Source organism: Neorhizobium descurainiae, assembly GCF_051400715.1.
Classification (GTDB): domain Bacteria; phylum Pseudomonadota; class Alphaproteobacteria; order Rhizobiales; family Rhizobiaceae; genus Neorhizobium.
This window is the reverse complement of sequence record NZ_JBLFFK010000032.1, coordinates 1-18,165: the sequence shown is the minus strand read 5'-3', so window position 1 is coordinate 18,165 and position 18,165 is coordinate 1. Positions and strand designations below refer to the sequence as shown.

At 58.3% G+C, this 18,165-nt stretch carries 13 protein-coding genes and 1 pseudogene; 2 read left to right on the top strand and 12 right to left on the bottom strand.

The annotated features are described in order from the left end of the window. Window positions 1-187 precede the first annotated feature (187 nt). Window positions 188-1,333, top strand: a complete 1,146-nt coding sequence (locus tag ACMGE0_RS30955; protein ID WP_436819720.1) for a glycosyltransferase family 4 protein — start codon at window positions 188-190, stop codon at window positions 1,331-1,333. Next, window positions 1,333-3,516, top strand: coding sequence for an amylo-alpha-1,6-glucosidase (locus ACMGE0_RS30950; protein WP_436819719.1), 2,184 nt, complete (start codon window positions 1,333-1,335; stop codon window positions 3,514-3,516). The genes ACMGE0_RS30955 and ACMGE0_RS30950 overlap by 1 nt, the downstream gene beginning before the upstream one ends. Before the next feature lie 219 nt (window positions 3,517-3,735). Here ACMGE0_RS30950 and ACMGE0_RS30945 read toward each other — a convergent pair. The 12 genes and pseudogenes from ACMGE0_RS30945 to ACMGE0_RS30890 form a co-directional block, all read right to left on the bottom strand. Then, a pseudogene (locus ACMGE0_RS30945) lies at window positions 3,736-4,289 on the bottom strand (RcgA family putative transporter); the annotation flags it as partial. Window positions 4,290-4,602: 313 nt separating this feature from the next. Further along, on the bottom strand, window positions 4,603-5,388 hold the full coding sequence (locus tag ACMGE0_RS30940) for a helix-turn-helix transcriptional regulator (protein ID WP_436819718.1): 786 nt from the start codon (window positions 5,386-5,388) through the stop codon (window positions 4,603-4,605). A gap of 48 nt (window positions 5,389-5,436) precedes the next feature. Next, complete coding sequence (locus ACMGE0_RS30935; protein WP_436819717.1) at window positions 5,437-5,916, bottom strand: RrF2 family transcriptional regulator; 480 nt, start codon at window positions 5,914-5,916, stop codon at window positions 5,437-5,439. Window positions 5,917-5,935: 19 nt separating this feature from the next. Next, a complete protein-coding gene (locus tag ACMGE0_RS30930; RefSeq protein WP_436819716.1) occupies window positions 5,936-6,763 on the bottom strand; it encodes an ATP-binding cassette domain-containing protein in 828 nt (275 codons plus the stop codon). Continuing rightward, window positions 6,763-8,505: a cyclic peptide export ABC transporter gene (locus ACMGE0_RS30925; protein ID WP_436819715.1), complete on the bottom strand. Its 1,743-nt coding sequence runs from the start codon at window positions 8,503-8,505 to the stop codon at window positions 6,763-6,765. Before ACMGE0_RS30925 ends, ACMGE0_RS30930 begins: the two co-directional genes overlap by 1 nt. A 222-nt stretch (window positions 8,506-8,727) precedes the next feature. Then, on the bottom strand, window positions 8,728-10,737 hold the full coding sequence (fhuB, locus tag ACMGE0_RS30920; RefSeq protein ID WP_436819714.1) for a Fe(3+)-hydroxamate ABC transporter permease FhuB: 2,010 nt from the start codon (window positions 10,735-10,737) through the stop codon (window positions 8,728-8,730). Next, complete coding sequence (locus ACMGE0_RS30915; protein WP_436819713.1) at window positions 10,734-11,606, bottom strand: ABC transporter substrate-binding protein; 873 nt, start codon at window positions 11,604-11,606, stop codon at window positions 10,734-10,736. The genes fhuB and ACMGE0_RS30915 overlap by 4 nt, the downstream gene beginning before the upstream one ends. Before the next feature lie 62 nt (window positions 11,607-11,668). Next, window positions 11,669-14,152, bottom strand: coding sequence for a TonB-dependent siderophore receptor (locus ACMGE0_RS30910; RefSeq protein WP_436819752.1), 2,484 nt, complete (start codon window positions 14,150-14,152; stop codon window positions 11,669-11,671). A 110-nt stretch (window positions 14,153-14,262) separates the two neighbouring features. Further along, window positions 14,263-15,195 carry a FecR family protein gene (locus ACMGE0_RS30905; protein ID WP_436819712.1) on the bottom strand — a complete coding sequence of 311 codons (933 nt, stop codon included), beginning with the start codon at window positions 15,193-15,195 and terminating at the stop codon, window positions 14,263-14,265. Window positions 15,196-15,287: 92 nt separating this feature from the next. Then, window positions 15,288-15,797 (bottom strand): RNA polymerase sigma factor, encoded by a 510-nt coding sequence (locus tag ACMGE0_RS30900; protein WP_436819711.1) that lies wholly within the window; start codon window positions 15,795-15,797, stop codon window positions 15,288-15,290. 195 nt (window positions 15,798-15,992) lie between these two features. After that, window positions 15,993-16,889, bottom strand: coding sequence for a hypothetical protein (locus tag ACMGE0_RS30895; protein ID WP_436819710.1), 897 nt, complete (start codon window positions 16,887-16,889; stop codon window positions 15,993-15,995). A 301-nt stretch (window positions 16,890-17,190) separates the two neighbouring features. Beyond that, a partial coding sequence (locus tag ACMGE0_RS30890) for a thioesterase domain-containing protein (RefSeq protein WP_436819709.1) occupies window positions 17,191-18,165 on the bottom strand: 975 nt, incomplete at its 5' end.

The window sequence follows — 18,165 nt, the reverse complement described above, 5'->3', positions numbered from 1 at the left end:
CCTTTAAAAATGCCCAAGAGTTCGCAAGGCAAATGATGCGGGGGCCTAGCCAAACCCATTCTTCGTTCCCATATCTAGTTCTTCGCTGTTCCTGTGCACTAGCAACGCCCTCGTGAGCGGATGCCGGCGGTCCCTACGAAATCTCGTTCTGGACTGACGCTTGGCCCAACACAGAGAAATCCATACAATGCGTATTGCACAAGTCGCACCTCTGGCGGAATCCGTTCCGCCGAAGCTTTATGGCGGCACTGAACGTATCGTCTCCTGGCTCACGGAAGAGCTCGTCGAGCAGGGTCACGATGTCACCCTCTTTGCCAGTGGAGACTCTCAAACTTCTGCTGAACTCGTGCGAGCTGTTCCGCGGGGATTGCGGTTAGGAGGTGTGCGCGATCACACTGCTAGCCTGCTCGTGATGCTGGAAGAGGTTCGGCGCCAGGCTTCGTCCTTCGACGTGATCCACTTCCACGTAGATCTGCTTCAATTTCCGGCGTTTCGACATTCGTCCGCGCATTGTTTGACCACGCTGCATGGCAGACTGGATCTGCCAGACTTTCACCCCGTTTACCGTGCATTTCCTGAGATGCCCCTGGTCTCGATCTCAAGGAATCAGCGCCTGCCGCTTCCCGAAGCCAACTGGCTGGCCAACATCCAGCATGGTCTTCCACAAGGCCCTGCACCTTCCGACGTGCACAAGCGTGATTATCTTGCCTTTCTGGGGCGCATAGCGCCTGAGAAGCGGCCGGATCGAGCGATCGAAATTGCGAAGCGGGCCGGCATTCCGCTGAAGATTGCTGCAAAAGTTGATCCAGCCGACCAAGACTACTTTGACCATGTCATTCGTCCGCAGCTCGACCACCCGCTGATCGAGTTCATCGGCGAGATCGGCGATCATGAGAAACGCGACTTCCTCGGAAACGCCATCGCGCTCCTCTTTCCGATCGATTGGCCCGAGCCGTTCGGCTTGGTCATGATCGAGGCCATGAGAGAAGGCACCCCGACGATCGCGTGGCGTCGAGGCTCGGTTCCAGAGGTTATGGACGAGGGAGTGACTGGCTTCATCGTCGAGTCAATCGAAGACGCCGTTGTGGCAGTCCGTATGGCTTTAGATCTTGACCGCCGGCAGGTGCGGCAACGGTTCGAAGAGAGGTTCACCGCCACCCGAATGGCTTCCAACTATGTCGCTGAATACGAGGGTCTCTTGGAACGCTCAGCAATGATCGTGCCGCAGTGGCGAGAAGCAGATGCTCCTCCACCCCCCTTGGATCTGCTCGTTGCCGCGAAAAATGTTTCCGGTGATGGCCTCAATGTCTCACCCTTTCATAGGCCCATCTGATGGTGCTCGCCATTGATTCGTCGGATGAAGTAACAGTTGGCCTCGAGACCGTCCGGTACGATCTTGAGGTGGAGACCTCCCTTGTTGGCCGATCACTTCAAAACCTCAAGGATGGAGAAACCTTCGCGGTTTTGAACAGTCACGGTGACATTTCTGGTATCAATAGCGTGGAAGGCTTATTCCACCGCGATACGAGATTTCTATCGCAGCTAGAGCTACGTCTTAACGGGCGAAAGCTCCTGCTCCTGAATTCGTCCAATCATGATGACAAGGCGGCGCTGTCGGTCGATCTCACGAATCCGGAAGTTGAACATGATGACGAGTCTCTGCCCCGCGAGACCGTCTTCTTCGAACGCACGAAGTTTCTCTCTAGGGGAGTGTTTTACGAGCGGCTCAGTGTCCGGAACTTCACGTTGTCGCATCGCCGTTTGACCATCGACTATACATTCGATGCCGACTTTCGCGATCTGTTCGAAGTTCGCGGGATGAAACGGGAGAAGCGTGGGCAAGAGACTTTCCCGGTAGTCAAGCCCAATGGAGTCGAGTTCTGCTACTTGGGTCTTGATGACGTGAAACGACGAACCTCGATCGCTTTCACGCCTGCTCCGACACGGCTTGAGGCAAATCGCGCGACGCTCGACGTAGTGCTTGAACCAGGCGAGAAGACATCAATCTTCCTTTCGGTCGCTTGTGAGGAGGATGAACCGACGCCCGTGATGGATTTCTTCCGTGCCTACCGTGACAGCCGTCGAGCCAGACGGGCCCAGACTCGGAGCATCGCGACCCTGCATAGTTCAAGCGATCTTTTCAACGAGGTCGCTTGTAGAGCCGCCTCCGACGTCTACACGCTGATCACGTCGACACCGTGGGGTCCCTATCCGTATGCGGGGATTCCCTGGTTCAGCACGATTTTCGGGCGCGATGGGATCTTTACGGCGATGTTCATGCTGTGGATGGATCCGTCAATTGCACGGGGTGTTCTGCGTACACTGGCGGCAATGCAAGCCAAGGAACTTGATCCCAGATCGGACGCGCAGCCCGGCAAGATTCTGCACGAGATGCGCCATGGCGAAATGGCCAATCTTGGGGAAGTGCCGTTCGGCCGCTACTACGGAAGTGTCGATTCCACGCCACTGTTCATCATGTTGGCGGGAATGTACCTCGACGCGACAGGCGACTTGGATACCATTGCCGAGATCTGGCCAAACATCGACGCTGCGATGCGCTGGATAGATGAACATGGCGACCGCGACGGCGACGGCTTTGTAGAGTATCAGGCAGAAAGCAACGGCAGCCTCAAGAACCAGGGCTGGAAGGACTCACACGACTCTGTTTTTCATGAAGATGGTACGGACGCCGCAGGGGCCATCGCTCTATGCGAGGTGCAAGGATATGTCTTCGCAGCCAAGCATTCTGCGGCACGAATGGCTGAGCGGCTGGGCCATCACGATTTGGCAGGCGATCTGAGAAGGGCCGCTGAAGAATTGCGCGTTCGTTTCGAAGCCGACTTCTGGGACGAACAACTTGGAACTTACGTTCTGGCTCTTGACGGGATGAAGCGGCCGTGCCGCGTGCGCAGCTCGAACGCGGGGCATGCCTTGTTTACCGGCATTACTTCGCCCGAACGTGCCAAGCGCGTGGCCGCAACCCTCTTGAGCAAGGATGGATTCAGTGGCTGGGGCATCCGAACGCTTGCTCAGGGCGAAGCACGGTTTAATCCAATGTCGTACCACAATGGTTCTATATGGCCGCACGACAACGCTGCGATCGCAATCGGTCTGGCGCGATACAATCTCAAGGATGAGGCGGCGCGCGTGCTCGGAGGTTTGTTCGATGCTGCAAAAGAGCAGGAGATGCGACGCCTCCCGGAACTCTTCTGCGGCTTCATCCGGCGGCCGAGTCGAGGGCCGACACCTTATCCGGTCGCGTGCTCACCACAGGCCTGGGCCGCCTCGGCGATATTTGGCGTTCTAGGAGCGTGTCTCGGTCTCGAGCAGGCTCATGCTGAGAATGAAGTCCGCTTCCGCAGTCCGATCATGCCTGCATTCCTGGAGGAGATCGTCTTACGTAATGTCCGGCTCGGCTCATCGCATGCTGATTTCCGCATGCATCGATACGGCAGTGACGTGGCAACGAGTGTCCTGAACAGGAGAGGAAACGCCAAGATCCTCATTGTGAAGTGAGCTCATCGTGATCGAGGGGCGAACGAGATGGGGCGTTTCATCGGAGGTCGTACGCTGCGCCTGAAAGCAACCGGTCTCTGTCGCAATGTTCGCCGATACGATCTCCTAGGGATCAATGGAGAAGGCTTCTCTGTCCGCTAATTAAAGTCTAGCGATACGTTGTTAGGTAACCGGTGTTCCGTTCCCACGTTGCTCTGTCCGCCCTCATCTGTGATCGCCTATCGATGCCGGAAGATTTAAGGGGGATTCTTGACTGAAAAGAGCTTCCGATCTCTCCGCTAAGCTGAAGACTTGTGTCTTTCGGAAGGCTTCAACGTCTTGTGGAATACCGCCCGCAGGCCGGGTTTCATCATCAATTGTCGCAAACGGCGGCGCCTCTGGAACGAGCGATGTCCGGCGTCTTGCCGTTTTCTTCGAAGCTCGCCTTTTGGCGGTCAGCCGCGATTGCGCCGCGCTGAGCTCAATGAGCCATTCGTTCGTCGCTTCCGGATCGCCGCAGCCATAGATCCGCGCTAGCCAGCGAATGTTGGAAGGGCTGATTCCCTTGTCATTCTCTTGAAGCCAGAGCTGGACTGTTCGCAAATCAACACCGAGTCTGTTGGAGTCGATTTGCGATATCGCCTCAGCCAATGACTCCGGCGTCCATGGGCCTTGTGGAAACCCGTCACGACCCAAAGGCCGGCCCGCACCCGCGGCCGCTAACTCCTTAAACAGCTCCTGAAATCGCGTCCATCCTTTGGAGGGGGGACGAAGATCTTCCCGTTTTTTTCCAATGGCCTAGATGCTCCAAATTTGGCTTCGTTTTATCGACCACAAAGGCCGCATCCCACCATTGTCGGCGCATAGGAATCTACCGTGAGTATGCGTTCGTCTATCGGGTTAGGCATAGGAAGAAAGCACTCTGTCAGAAGAGGAACCATAATTTTCCTATCAAAAGCACTCTGTTAACGAATTTGGGCGCTAAGCTCTGCGCCTCATTACCCCGCGTAGGTAAAGGAGCGGATTTTCTAAATGCGCAACTAGAGGTAGCAAACGTCGCGTAAGCTTTATTATGGAACTAACCAATTGAATTCCTTGTGATTATGATCACTCAGCGCGGTTGATATAGCCGAGTTCAAGTGCCCGCAGAATCGCCTCAGTTCGGTTGTGAACCTTCAGCTTCTTTGTCGCGGTAGCCACGTAGCTTTCCACTGTGCGGGTCGACAGCCCGGAAAGATAGGCAATCTGCTTGTAGTTGTTCCCCTTCATCAGGAGATAGAGCGTTTCGATTTCGTGCGGCGCCAAAGAGGTTTCACCAACTGTCGGATCGACGGGCTTGGAGTTATCCACGTTTTCGCCCAGCCAGTTGTTGAGGCGAAGCGCAACAAAGTCCAATGCGTCTTTCTCAACTCCAGCCAGAGGACGTCCGTCGGTGGCAAAGGTGATAAAAGCGAGCCGCATCTTGGGACCCCAGAATGGTACCGTGTAGCCATCGGATAGGCCAAAATTTTGAGCATGCAACATTACGCTCCTTTCGGATTCGCTGAATTCTCTCTGGTTCAGCGTCTGGCTCCACAAAAATGGGAAGGTCGTCCGTCGGAGGTGTTTCATCACAGGGTCGATGTGAACAAAGTCATTCAGATCGTATGATTCAAGCCACTCGGTCTTCCAACCCGGCAATCGCACATGGCCTGCGAGGTGCTCGCGACGGCTTGGAAGCCAAGCTGACACTATATTCACAATTCCAAGGCGCTCTTTGATCGCGTCCAATGTGGCCAGGACATGGGATTTATTCTTGAGTCCTCTGCTGACGCTACAGAAGGCTTGGACGAGAAGGAGAAGATCGAGATCAGCGGATAAACCTGAGTTGTGCATTTCGAAGACCTGTTTCATCATAGATCTCCTTGGCGAGAAGGCAGTGCCACGCGCTGGCTGTCTGCCTTAATCACCCGGTACAGACTGCAAAGTGCGCAGCCCGCCGTGCGGAGAATGCTGTTTGACCAGACAGCACTCGAAACAAGGGGCCTTAGCACCGTCGGACGGCGAAATGAGATCCGCGATCGTCACGCGTTCCATCACCCTCAAGAAGGGTGCGAACGCCGCGTCGACAATTGGACCTACGAGCGTAGCAGGTGTGTCGAGGGTCCGCCCGGCCCTCTTCGCGAGGTCGGGCTGTGTGATCCGGAGAACCTGATTCAGAGTCAATTCCCGGGCATCGGCCGCAAGCCGGACCCCGCCGCTGCGACCCCGTGAGGTTCGTAGGTATCCGCTACGTGTCAGTATGCTTATGATCTGTGCCGCGTGGTCCTTTGTCGTCTGAGCGATCTCTGCAAGCTGCACCGTCTGCAACTGCTGCTCCGGTGCCGCGGCACAAGCTGCGAGAATGCTGATGGCGATTTCAGACTGTCGATTGAGGCGCATTGTTGCTATCCTTCTTTCTTCAGCAGGCGACGGCGATCGGGTGGCCCATCGCTGGATGAGCCATCACTGCCATTTGAACTCCATAGATTTTCTTCAATTCATCGGGCTTCATGATCGCACTTGGCATGCCGCGGGCGACGAGCCGGCCAGTATGCAAGGCGATGATCTCGTCACAGAAACGGGCGGCCATGTTCACGTCATGCAAGACGACCAGGACTGTCAAACCTTTTGCGTGGCTGAGGCGCCGGACCAGCGACAGGATTTCGATCTGGTGGGCTATATCGAGCGCCGATATTGGCTCGTCGAGCAATAAGCACTCGGTGTCCTGCGCCACCAGCATCGCAACCCACGCTCGCTGACGCTCGCCACCTGACAGAGAGTCAACCATCCGGTCGGCCATGCCGGCCACATCGGTCAAGTTCATTGCTTCAGCCACTTTGTCGCGATCCAACTTGCTGAAGCGACCGAGCGCCCCGTGCCAGGGATAGCGGCCAAGCGCGACCAGTTCCTTGACCAGCATCCCACTTGCAGATGGCGTCTGTTGCGGCAAATAAGCGACCTTGCGCGCGAACAGTCGGTCGCTCCACGCAGCAAGGTCACGCCCCTCAAACGAAACAAGCCCCTTCGTTGCGAGTTGCTGGCGCGCCAGGATCTTGAGCAAGGTAGACTTGCCGGAACCATTGTGGCCAATCAGAGCGACCGTGCGAGCGGCAGGGATCGATATCGTGAGGGGATGTAACAGCGCCCTGCCCGGGACTGAGAATGAGACGCCCCGAAGTTCGAAGAGCGATTCCGCGGCGGCGGTGGGATGGCGTTCAATCGCCAATGGTTGTAGCACCTCGACCATCAGCGCGACCCTTCCACCTGCTTGGGTAGCCGGCTCGTCACCGCCGCTTCGGACGTTGGCGGTGTACGATCACTTGCGAGATCAACTGCTGTGTCGCCTGGATCGGAAATCTCGACGATCTTGCCCTTGTCTATCCGGACGAGCCTGTCCGCTGCCGAGAAATAGCGATCGTCGTGGGAGATGACGATGAGGGTCTTCCCCTGCTTTTTGAGATCAGGGAGCATTTCAGAATAAAATAGACGCCGAAAGGTCGGATCCTGCTCGGCGGCCCACTCGTCGAACACGATGATAGGCCGCCCCTCGAGATAAACCTGAACCAGCGCCAGGCGCTTGCGTTGTCCAGCGGACAAGTCGGTGGTCGAGAAGCGGCCATTCTCAATTCTGACCTTCCTGCCGATTTCGAGTTGCTCGAGATAACCCCGAGCCCTATCCGTCGCTTCTCCTTCCGGTGCCACGACATCGTCGAACAGGAAGTAATCGAAGAAGATGGCTGAGAATAGCTGGCGATAGTCGTCGCGATTTTCCGCGGTGACGATCGATCCATCGAGATAGAGTGCGCCGTCCATCGGCTGGTAGAGACCGAGAAGCAATTTGATGAGCGTCGTCTTGCCCGATCCATTCTCGCCGACGATAAACAGAATCTCGCCTTTACGAACCGTCAGATCAACCGGACCAAGGGTGAAGGTCTCAACACCCTGGGCGGCTGGAAAGCGGTAGAGGGCGGATCGCAGTTCGATCGTGGCCGCAAACTCTGCGCGCGATGAAACAGGAAGGGACGCGGCCGCCAGATGCGGCTCCGGATTGGCGAAATCGGCCGACAATTGAGCGATGCGCTTGAACGAAACCTGCGCGTTGACAAAGGAACCGTAGGCACCAAGCGCCTGGTCGAGAGGGCCTTTGACGTAAAGGAGTACCAATACGAAACCCGAAACCGTCGCCCGCTCAACCCCGAACCAGCCTTGCCAGCCGACGATCAGGCCGATGGCCGCGAAAAACAGCGCCGAATCTGCAGCATTCGCAGACATGAATATTCGGAAGGCCCTCGTCTTTGTATCCCTGATCCGGTCGATGGTCTTTGCCAGTCCGATGCCGTGAACATGCAGGCGGCGTTCCCGATTGATGCGCAGTTCCTTGGCTCCTTCCGTGATCGATCGATAATGCCTGTAGAGATCGTCCTGGGCGCTTCGGGCTTCGTCGTAATAGGCAGCGCCACGTCGGCGTGCGAGACGGTTGAAAGTGACACCGGCGCCGATCGCGATTGCAACGATGACGAACAGGATGGGAGACAGAAAGAGAAGATAAGTGATGCAGGCGGCAGTCACGGCCACCGCGATCGCCAGGGCGGAAAATCCATAGGAGAATGCCGATACGGTATCGACGTCCTGTCCGAGGGCCGACAGCAGGCGGTGGGCCTTATAGCGTTCGATCTGGTCGATTGGCGCGGCAACCACCTTTGCAACGAGATCCTTCCTTAAGGAAGCGATGATCTGCTGACCTATCCAGCTGTTGCCGAGATCGGAGACGATCTCGCCGACGAGGGTAAGAACGACGAGGCCAGCGAATGTCCATAGCAGGGCCGCAGTGATATCGCCGTCGGCATAAAGTGCGTGATTGATCGTCGCGAGCAGCCAGGCCGTAGACAGGCCGCTGAGCGTCCCCATGCCCGTGGCAAATGCCGCGATGGTCCAGAAGGGTTTCAGCAGTCGGATACCCTCCGAGATCAGGCTGTCTTGATTACGCATGTCACGCTTCCTCCACCGTCGAGGAGGTCTTACGGTCGCAGACCCGTCCCTCGCGTTGCCGCTTCTTTGTCCACCACGTGCATAGACGCGCGTGATCGGCGTTTCTCAAGGCTCGGTCGCCAGCGCTCAGGTTTCGGACTCGTAACGAGCGCAAGCAGCGGAGCCCGACCATCGGCTGAAGGTCGGCCCAAGGCCTCAAATCTAGCCTCCTATTTTTCGGGTTCATCGGCTGCTTCTCCAGATCAGGCCCGTCAGGTAAGGCCCGCCGATGAAGGTAGCCAGCAACCCGGCCGGGACCTGATAAGGAAAGAGCAGGTTGCGTCCGAACCAATCGGCAACGAGCATGATGAGAGCGCCGATGACCGCCGAACCGTAAAGCTGCGGCATGGCCCTGCGCAGGCCGATCATCCGCGCCATATGCGGCGCCAAAAGACCGACGAAGGACAGGGGGCCGACGATCAGTGTCGCGCCGCCGGTCAACACCGCCGCGGCGAGAAGCACGTGCAGGCGGCTTGTCGTCAGGTTGACACCGAGAGCGCGACTCGATGCCTCGCCAAGCGGAAGGATCTCAAGCCAGCGGGACAGCAGCGGCATAAGTACGACGGAGGTGCCTGTGACGCACATCACCAGGATGGCATCGGATTGCGTGACGAGATATGTCGATCCCGCCATCCACGCCAGGAGCGCTCCCATGCGGGGATCTCCGGATGCCATCAAGATAGCGACGAGTGCGCCGAAGGCCGTGCCAATCGCGATGCCGGTCAAGAGCATACGGTCCGGAGAGAAGACACTCTTCCGACCGAGTGCCAGCATCGCGAGCAGGCAGATCGCCGCGCCAGTTGTCGCGGCCAGTATCTGCGCGGTCTTACTTGGAGCAGAGATCGTCAAGGCAAGAAGGATGACGCCGCAAGCGGCACCCGACGAGACGCCAAGCACTTCGGGTGAAGCCATTGGATTGGCTGTCAGCCGTTGCACCAGCGCCCCGGCAACCGCGAGCATGGCGCCCGCCGAAAGCGCAGCCGTGGCCCTTGGCCAGCGCCAATGGAGGAGCCGCTGAAACTCGTCCAGCCCGAGCCATGTCCAGCCCGCCGGTCCTCTTCCAAAGAAAAGAGCCGGCAAGAGCATGACGACAACCATGATAAGACCGATCGAGATCAGGGTCCACGGCCTTGCGCTTGACATTCCCGTCTCGCTTATCCCCGCCTTTGACGGCAGGATTGTTTCCCTCAATCGCGGAAGCATCCATATCAGGATCGGGGCGCCGAGAACGGCAGTCCCGACCCCGGTCGGCACCTCCTGGGCGAAGGGGAGCATTTGTACACACTGGTCGGCAAGCCAGAGCAGCAAGCCGCCAATAAGCGGTGCCCAGAAGAGCTGCTGACGCACAGTCCGAGCGCCGGACAATCGCGCGATTGCTGGTGCGGCAAGCCCGATGAAACCTACGATGCCCACGGCGCTGACAACGAAGGCGGACAGGGCAACGGCCATCGAAAGGGCCAGCAGCCGCGTTCCGCGCCGCGATACGCCAAGGCTGCTGCTGCTCTCGTCATCGAGCCCGAGGATCGTCAGCGGACGCGCGATTGCAAAGGCAAGCATCAACCCAACAGCAAAGCGCGGCAATAAATAGTTGACGATGTCCCAATCGTTCTGTCGCAGGGAGCCGGCGCCCCAGAGGAACACGCTTTGCAAGGAGTGATTGTGAAACAAGGCGATGACGGCGCTGACAGCACTGAAGTAAAGTCCGACCACCAAGCCCGCAAGAACGAGCGACAGAGGCGAAAACCCCCTGCCCCAGGCGAGGCTGAAGACGATCAGGGTCGTTGCCGCCGCACCTGCGATCGCCACGCCCTCACGCTCGAAGCCGAGGGAATCGGGCAGCCAGAGCGCCGAAAGCGTGACGGCGAGCGAAGCACCGGCTGAAATGCCAAGCGTCGCGGGCTCTGCAAGCGGATTACGCAGCACTTGCTGGAATATCGTTGCCGCAAGCGCCAGCATCGCACCAGCGAGGATCGAAACCACAACGCGCGGAAGATAGCTATAATGAACAACAAAGGCGGCAATATCCGAGCCATCAGCGCCCAAAATCGCCGGTCCCCAGGATCGGGGCGGAAGCATCAGGGAAAGACGGAAGACTGACAACGCGGCGGCGACCGTCAGGAGCGTTGCTACAAGCGTGATTGGCCGTAAGAGCGGCGCTCGCGAGAATTCGCTGGGGCTAGCCAGATCGCTCATCCCGTCAATCCATCTGGCAGCCGCTCGAGCAGCAGCTCGGCAAACCGACGAGCCGTCGGCAAACCGCCCCAGCTGTAGAGTTCTGGTATCGAAGTCAACCGGCCTGCCTTGACCGCAGGAAGATGCAGCCATAGGGGATTTGCAGCAAGCGGACCTTCCGTCGGAGGCTCGAAATGGATGATCCAGGCATCGGGCTCCGATGCCAGGCTGTCGATTCCGATCGTCAGGAAACCCCAGTCGCTCGCGACACGACAGGCATTGCGCAGGCCAAATTTAGCCAGAACCGCGTCGAAAAGGCTTCCGGCGCAATAGAGCATGACATTGCGATCATCGAGGATTCGAACCACAAAGACAGGGCTTTTCGCGGAGGAGAAGCGCTTGTCATGCTCATCGAGGATCGCGTCCGTCGCTCCGATCAGTTTTTGCGCTTCCTCGGGCGACGAGAGCAGTTCGCCGAACCGCAGTGTCTCGCTGTGGGCAGTTTGCAGGGGTTTGCGCTCGGCCGTATAGATGGAACTGACGATGACCGGCGCAATCTGCCGGAACAACGGTTCCCAGCGCGCGCTCTGAAACCGCCCCTCGATAAAAATGTAATCCAGGCGCAGCTGGTCGAGAAGTTCCAGATTCGGTTCACCGGTAAGCCCTAGATCCACGGTGTGTTCCAGAAGAGGCATGTCTTGCCAGATGCTGTCACTCGTCGTCAGCTCCGGCACGGCGGCGGGCGGGATCCCCATCGCGACGATCGTTTCGGCGATCCATCTCGCGAGCACAGCGACGCGTGGCTGCGGACGAGCAGTCGCGATCCCCGTTTCGCCCCTCGCCCGAAGGGGAACGAGCCCCAGGAACGACATGCCGGCGGCGGCAATCACCTGCCGCCGCGTTCCAAGAACGGGACGGCGTACATCCGCCCTCCTCTTCATGTCACTATCGCTCACCATTTGTATTTCAGATTGGCAAGGATCGTCCGGCGAATGCCATAGGAGCAATTGATCTCGCTGCAGCGCGCCAGATAATCCTTGTCGAATACGTTCGAGACATTGACATTGAGTTCCAGCCCCTCAAGCTGCGGGTTCTTCGCGCCGAAATCGTAGGAAACGGCGGCATCGAACAACGTGTAGTCCGGCACCTTGTAGAGCTGATGCGGACCATTATAGCCGGAGCCGACATAACGGATGCCGCCGCCGAGCTTCAGCCCTTCCAGAACGCCGCTGTCAAAGGTGTAGTTGAGCCACGCCGACGCGGTTTGCTTCGGATAGTACCACGGCACGCGGCCTTCCGGATTGAAGCCGGTCGCGTCAGGATTGGCTTTTGTGGTTTCCAGATCGTTGTAGGTGTAGGAGGCGACAAGGTCGATATTGTCGTTGAGCGCCAGATAAGAGCTGAGCTCGACACCTCGAACGCGCACCTCGCCGCTCTGAACGCTGAAGCCGACATGCGTCGGATCGGGATCGCTCGTCAAGACATTCTGCTGCCTGAGATCGAACAGCGAGGCTTGAACATAGCTGTCGAGCCCTTCCGGCTGATATTTGATGCCTACCTCGTATTGCTCAGCGGTGGTAGGATCGAACATGTTGCCGTCGAAATCGGTCCCCGTCTGTGGCAGGAATGACGTCGTGTAGCTGGCATAGGGCGCCAAGCCGTTATCGAAGAGGTAGACGGCGCCGGCGCGCCACGTGAAGGCATCGCTCTCTTGCGAGGTCTCCGGACTACCGGCAACGCGGAGGTTCTTTGACGTTGTCTCGGCCCAATCCTGCCGAATGCCTGCGAGGAACCGCCAGTTGCCGAGTTCGATCTGATCCTGTGCATAAATACCGATTTGTTCGAGTTCGCCCTCCGTACGGGAAATCATCGGCGGGTCCGAGATGGGCGAACCGTAGACCGGATCGAATATGTTCAGCGGTGGGACCCCGGCTCTGGACCAGTAGTGTGAAACGTTCGTCCATTGATGCTTGTAGTCCAACCCGAAGAGCAGCTTGTGGCTCAGCGATCCCGTATCGAATTCTGCCTGCGCCTGATTATCGACGGCAACGGAATTGAGGATGCCGTCCGTTCCCCAGTTCCAGCGGCTCATTTCGGTCTCGGTCGCATCCGTCCAGTCGTCCGGCTGGATCTCGCGGTAGTGACCGCCCGTGTGGAGGAAGCGGAAGTTCTGGTGGAAGGTCCACACATCATCGAAATGATGTGTGAACTCATAACCAATCGATGCAGTTTCACGATCCAGTTCATCATAATCCGGCTCGCCAAAGTAGAGATCACGAGGGATTTTCCCATTGACGCTGGGCAAAAGGGTGCCGACCAGTGGGAGCGAGCTAAAACCCAGCCCATCCGGATCGCGCTGATAGCTTCCAAGGATCGTCAGTTCCGTGTCGGCGTCGGGCTGCCATGTCAGCGACGGTGCAATCGCGATGCGTTCGTTCGACGTGAAGTCGACCTGCGTTCCCGTATGGTAGGCGACTCCTGTCAGGCGATAGAGCAGATCACCGTCAGCGGTGACCGGCCCGCCGAAATCGAAACCGGTGTAGGCTCGCCCGAAATTGCCGGTTCCAACGACGACTTCATGCAGCGGCTGCTCCGTCGGTCGCTTGGAGCGAAAGTTGACGATGCCTCCCGGCGCCGACTGCCCATAGAGAACCGAGGCGGGACCCCGCAAAACCTCGATCTGCTCGAGTGTATAAGGGTCGATCGTCGGTGAGTTGACGTAGCTGTCGCCAGGCAGGCTCAGTCCATTCCAGAAAAGCTGGCTTGGATCATCGCCGAAGCCGCGAATGTATACCTGAGCATCCAGGCTGCGCGAGTCGTTGCCGAAGAAGCCGGTCGCCACGCCGGGCGTATAGCGCAAGGCCTCCGGCAGCGATTGCGGGTTCTGCGCATCGAGCTGTTTGCGGTTGATGACGGAAACCGAATAAGGCGTCTCGACGATCGGCGTATCGCTTTTCGTTCCCGAGACCGAGTTTTCTGCGATGAAACCCTTCTGCGGACCGAAGCCGTTATTTCCGTTGCCTTGAATCACGATGGGCGCAAGCGTCGTCGCACTCGAGGTTGAAGCGCCAGGAAGCTGCGCCGGCGATCCGATCGTTGCGCTGTTCGGGCCGGTGAACCGGTAGCTGAGGCCCGTTCCGGCGAGAATCCTATCGAGAGCTGCCTGCGGCGTGAGATTGCCGGAGACACCCGAAGTGCGCAGGCCTTGCGTGACGGAACTGCTGTAAAGGACCTGCACACCGCTTGTCGCCCCGAACCGCACGAGGGCATCGTCCAGCAGACCGGCGGGAATGGAATAGGCAATCGACTGTTGCGCGAGAGCGACAGCGGGGCTGCAACAAACAGCTGCACACGCGATCGAGGCTGATAGCCTTGCAATCCTCCAGCGATATATTCGCTTTGAACCAAAGTGCTTTTTGAAACTAGAAAGCCCCATTCCCAACGTCCCCGATCAATACCTGCCGCAAGACCCAAAATGCGGCCCTATTGATAAGAACGATTGGAAACCGCCGACCCGAAACGATCGGCGAAATTTTTTTGACATCGCTACTGCAGGAGCATCACCCCGCCGACCAGATTGATCGGTCGAACATGAAGGGTGTCTTCCAGATGGGCGAGGATTTCTTCCGGCCGCGCCAGGTGGAAGACGCCGGATACCCGCCTTGAGCGGAGATCGCGCCTCGCAATCACGACCTTTCCCTTCCGATGCCGATTGAGGTCCGAGACGACATCGCCAAGAGGACGGTTCTTGAAGATCAAAAGTCCCTTACGCCACGAGGCGGCCGTCTCGACATCAGACGCCACCTTTTCGCCCAGTCCGCGCGACGAATAGCTGATCCCTTCGCCCTCGACGAGATCGGCCGTCCCAAGACATTCGACGCGGACGCCGTCCTTCAGACAGTCGACGGATACACTATCTACGCCATGCGTGACGGAAAAAGAACCGCTTGCCGCAGCTGAACTGCCGTCCTGGGCCTTAACCACGAACGGCCTTCGATCCTCCGCAACGACATCAAATACTGCTGCCCCGCTAGTCAGGCGCAGATTTCTGGCCTGCTGCGTAAAGTCGAGAGAGAGCGTCGTTCCACCATCCAGCATGGCCGTGGAGCCGTCGGGCAATTGCACCGTCCGTTGCTCGCCGACACCGGTGGTATAGTCCGAAAGCAAGGCCTCGAGCGTCGGCAGGAAGCCCAATTGAGAAAGGCCAAAGCCGACGCCGGCCGCTCCTGCGGCCAGACTTCCGGTCGTGAGAAATGCCCGCCGCGTCAGAACCGCGCTGGAAGACTTACTCTTCTGCCCGAGGACCGGACCGAGGTTTTTCCAGAGCCTTGCAGCCTCTCGAAACGCCTGCTCATGCGCCGGGCTGCGTGCGCGCCAGCGCATCAGTGCATCCGCATCGTCCGCTGTCGCAGTTCCTGAGGTGATCCGGACGACCCATGCCGTTGCTTCTCGTTTGAGAGCTTCGAAATCGCCGTCCAATATCCGTCCTCCAAATAGCTTACATGTCGGCGAGACGCCGACGCGTCATGCCTCTATAGCTATAAACGATGGAGAATTGAAAATCCGAAGCGCTAGATGCGATTTATTTCATCAAGCCTGGCGCCGCAATAGGCGAGCGCCTTGTGTATCTCGATTTCGATCATACGCACCGAGACTGAAAATTCGTCCGCCACTTCGGCATGCGGTCTTTGATGAAGGCGGGTTGCGATCAGGATTTTTCGCTGCCGGTCGGGGAGTTCGTCCATGATGCGGCTCAGCATTCGCAGTTGATCGTGCCCGTCCGCCTCACGTTCCGGATCCGGCCGGTCCTCCGGAAGAGAGAGAATTTCGTTGATTTCGACGCCGGTCAGTCGACGTTTGCGGCCGCGGCCATGATCGAGGGCGAGCGTGCGGACGATCCGCATAAGGTAAGGCACGGGGGCGGCCAATGCCGTCGCGCCATTCCGCGCCAGCTTGATCCAGGCCTCCTGCGTGATGTCTTCGGCATCTTGGTATGAGCCGGTGGACTTAAGGAGGTAGCGCTTGATCTGTGGCTGGGTTTTCAGAAAGGCAGACAGCAGGTCGTCTTCGTAACTCGTCATCCTCGCCTCCGCAGTCTCCCGAACGCTCGATTTGATAGTCCTTCAGCCGCGAGCTGACAATAGTGGAGTTTGTCACTCACGTTTTTCGACTGTATCCGAGGTCCGGTGTTGCGGATGGGGTACAGTCGGGGTCGGAATGGAGTGTGTCTCTTCGAGAAATTGCTGATTGCGTTCATGAATAGCTGGAGGGGTCGATCAGCCCATGCCGCCATTGGTATCGATGATGCGAGCGCCATTTCCGAGGCGTCCCCTCAGCCTCTCTATTTCCGACGCCGTCCAAAGCCTGATGTGTTCGGGAATGCCTGCGGCTTCAGACAGGAGGCCTGCCTTATCCATCTGCTTTGTGGCCTCTTCGCTCAAGCCAGCCCGTGTCAAAGCGTCGGCCAGAGTGAGAGATACCGCCAAGCCGTTGATCACGTCCCGCTGGCTACCACCAAGCGTTCCATTGATGTGATCTTCCAACACTGTCAACCGCTCAATCACAATCTGCAAGGCGCGATTGTCGAGCAGCATCCTCGACAAGATCCTCGTGGCAAGACGGGCCTGGACATGCGGGTCGCTCTGGAAGAGGTCTGCGCATCGACAATAGTGTGCAAGTGCTGCTTCATGATGGACGGAACCCATGGTGAGCGCGTCAAGTTTCAACATGTTGAATTCCTTGTCGAGCCCAAGTGCCGGCCATTGTTCCTCCGCATCCGCGATGGCTCGATTGGTCGCGTCGATGTCGCCTTCGAAGAACATCTCGGTCAAATCGAGGACGATGCCCCGGTTCTGGATCTCCTCATCGGAGCGCTTGAGCCTCCAGGCCTCTCTCGCCGCCCCGACATCCCATTCGCCTTTCAGGATACTGTAAAAAGCGGGCTTCATCTCCGCCGGATCACCCATCCAGACGATGACGCCCCTCCGGTCCACGATGAAGCCCGCAGGAACGCCGGGATAGCCGCTGGGCTCCAGCCAGTGCCGAGTGACCCAGCCGCGCGAAAGACCGCTTGCTGGCATCGCTGGCCGCTCCTCGAGCGCAAGCAACGCCTTTGCCGAGCTTGTTCCTGCCGCCTCGGCCGTTGCCTCGATGTCCCTGACCATCACGGCCACACCATAACATGGCACGTCATGCTCTTCGACAAGCTCGGAAAGTGCCTCGATGGTCGGAAGACAGCCGGCGCAACCGGCATTCCAGAGAATCACCATGCTCAGTCGATCGAAGACAATGGCGGGCAAGCCATCCCTGTTGAAGTAGCGGAAAATCCTCAAACTCGGTGCCTCATCTCCCGGCAGGAGACGAGAGATCTTCGAGATTTGATAGGCCTGACCCGAGTGCTCCCACAACGGGTTGTCCTCTCACTGAAGCTGCCGGTTATCTGGGCGCAGCTCCACGATTTTCAACAGGGCAGCGTCAGCAACGGTCCGCTTTTGCGATCGTAGCATCATTCGCATCCGGAACGGCGGCCCAAAGCTCGTTCACCAGATCAGAGTAATGGATAATGTCGCCATGCGAACTGCTGTCAATTATCGATGCGACCGTTCCCGACGGAAGGAGGTTGTTCCAGTCGAGAAAGCTCGCCTCGCCACGGCGGCCGTAAAACGCCGTCGTGGCCTCCGCCCACCAGACATGCGTCCTGATGCTCAACAGAATGGGCTCCGGGCGATAATCGAGCAGCAGGGCCTGATGGAGCATGGCGATGGCTAGCAGATTCTCAGATAGCTCGGCATTGTCGGAAATACCGAGATGTGCAAGCTCGTCCTTGACCGTCTCCCGCCACTGCGTCTCGGTTTTGGCAAACGGCCGAAAATCCCTGCAGGGTTCCGTGTCGATAAGGCCGACGAAAGAGACGGAACCGTCGGACGATGCCTCGATCAGGCGGGCGATTTCCAACGCGATCCAGCCGCCGAACGACCAGCCGATCAATCGATAGGGGCCATTCGGCTGAACCGTGCGGATCGTCTCGAGATAATGACGGGCCAAGCCGGCCATCGACGGAACGGTCCATCTTGCATCGCCGTGGATAGGCGACTCGATGCCATAGACCGCAAAATCCCGGCCGGCAGCCTCGGCAAGGAGGCGATAGTCAGTCACCAGACCGAAACCAGGATGAATGCAGAAGACGGGCGGCGCACCAGCGGCAGCCTCATTGAGCTGCCGGATGTGGCTTGTCGGAGAATCAGCCCGCACAAAGCCATCGATGACCGGATGATCCAGAAACTGGGCAAGCGGGATCGATCTTCCGGAGAGCGCAATCATGCGGGACCATGCCCGAAGAAGCGAGATGGAATCGCCGCCGATCTCGAAGAAATTGTCGTTGACGCCGACGCGGTCGAGGCCGAGGACGTCCTGCCAGATGGCGGCGAGCGCGGCTTCGGTCTCGTTGCG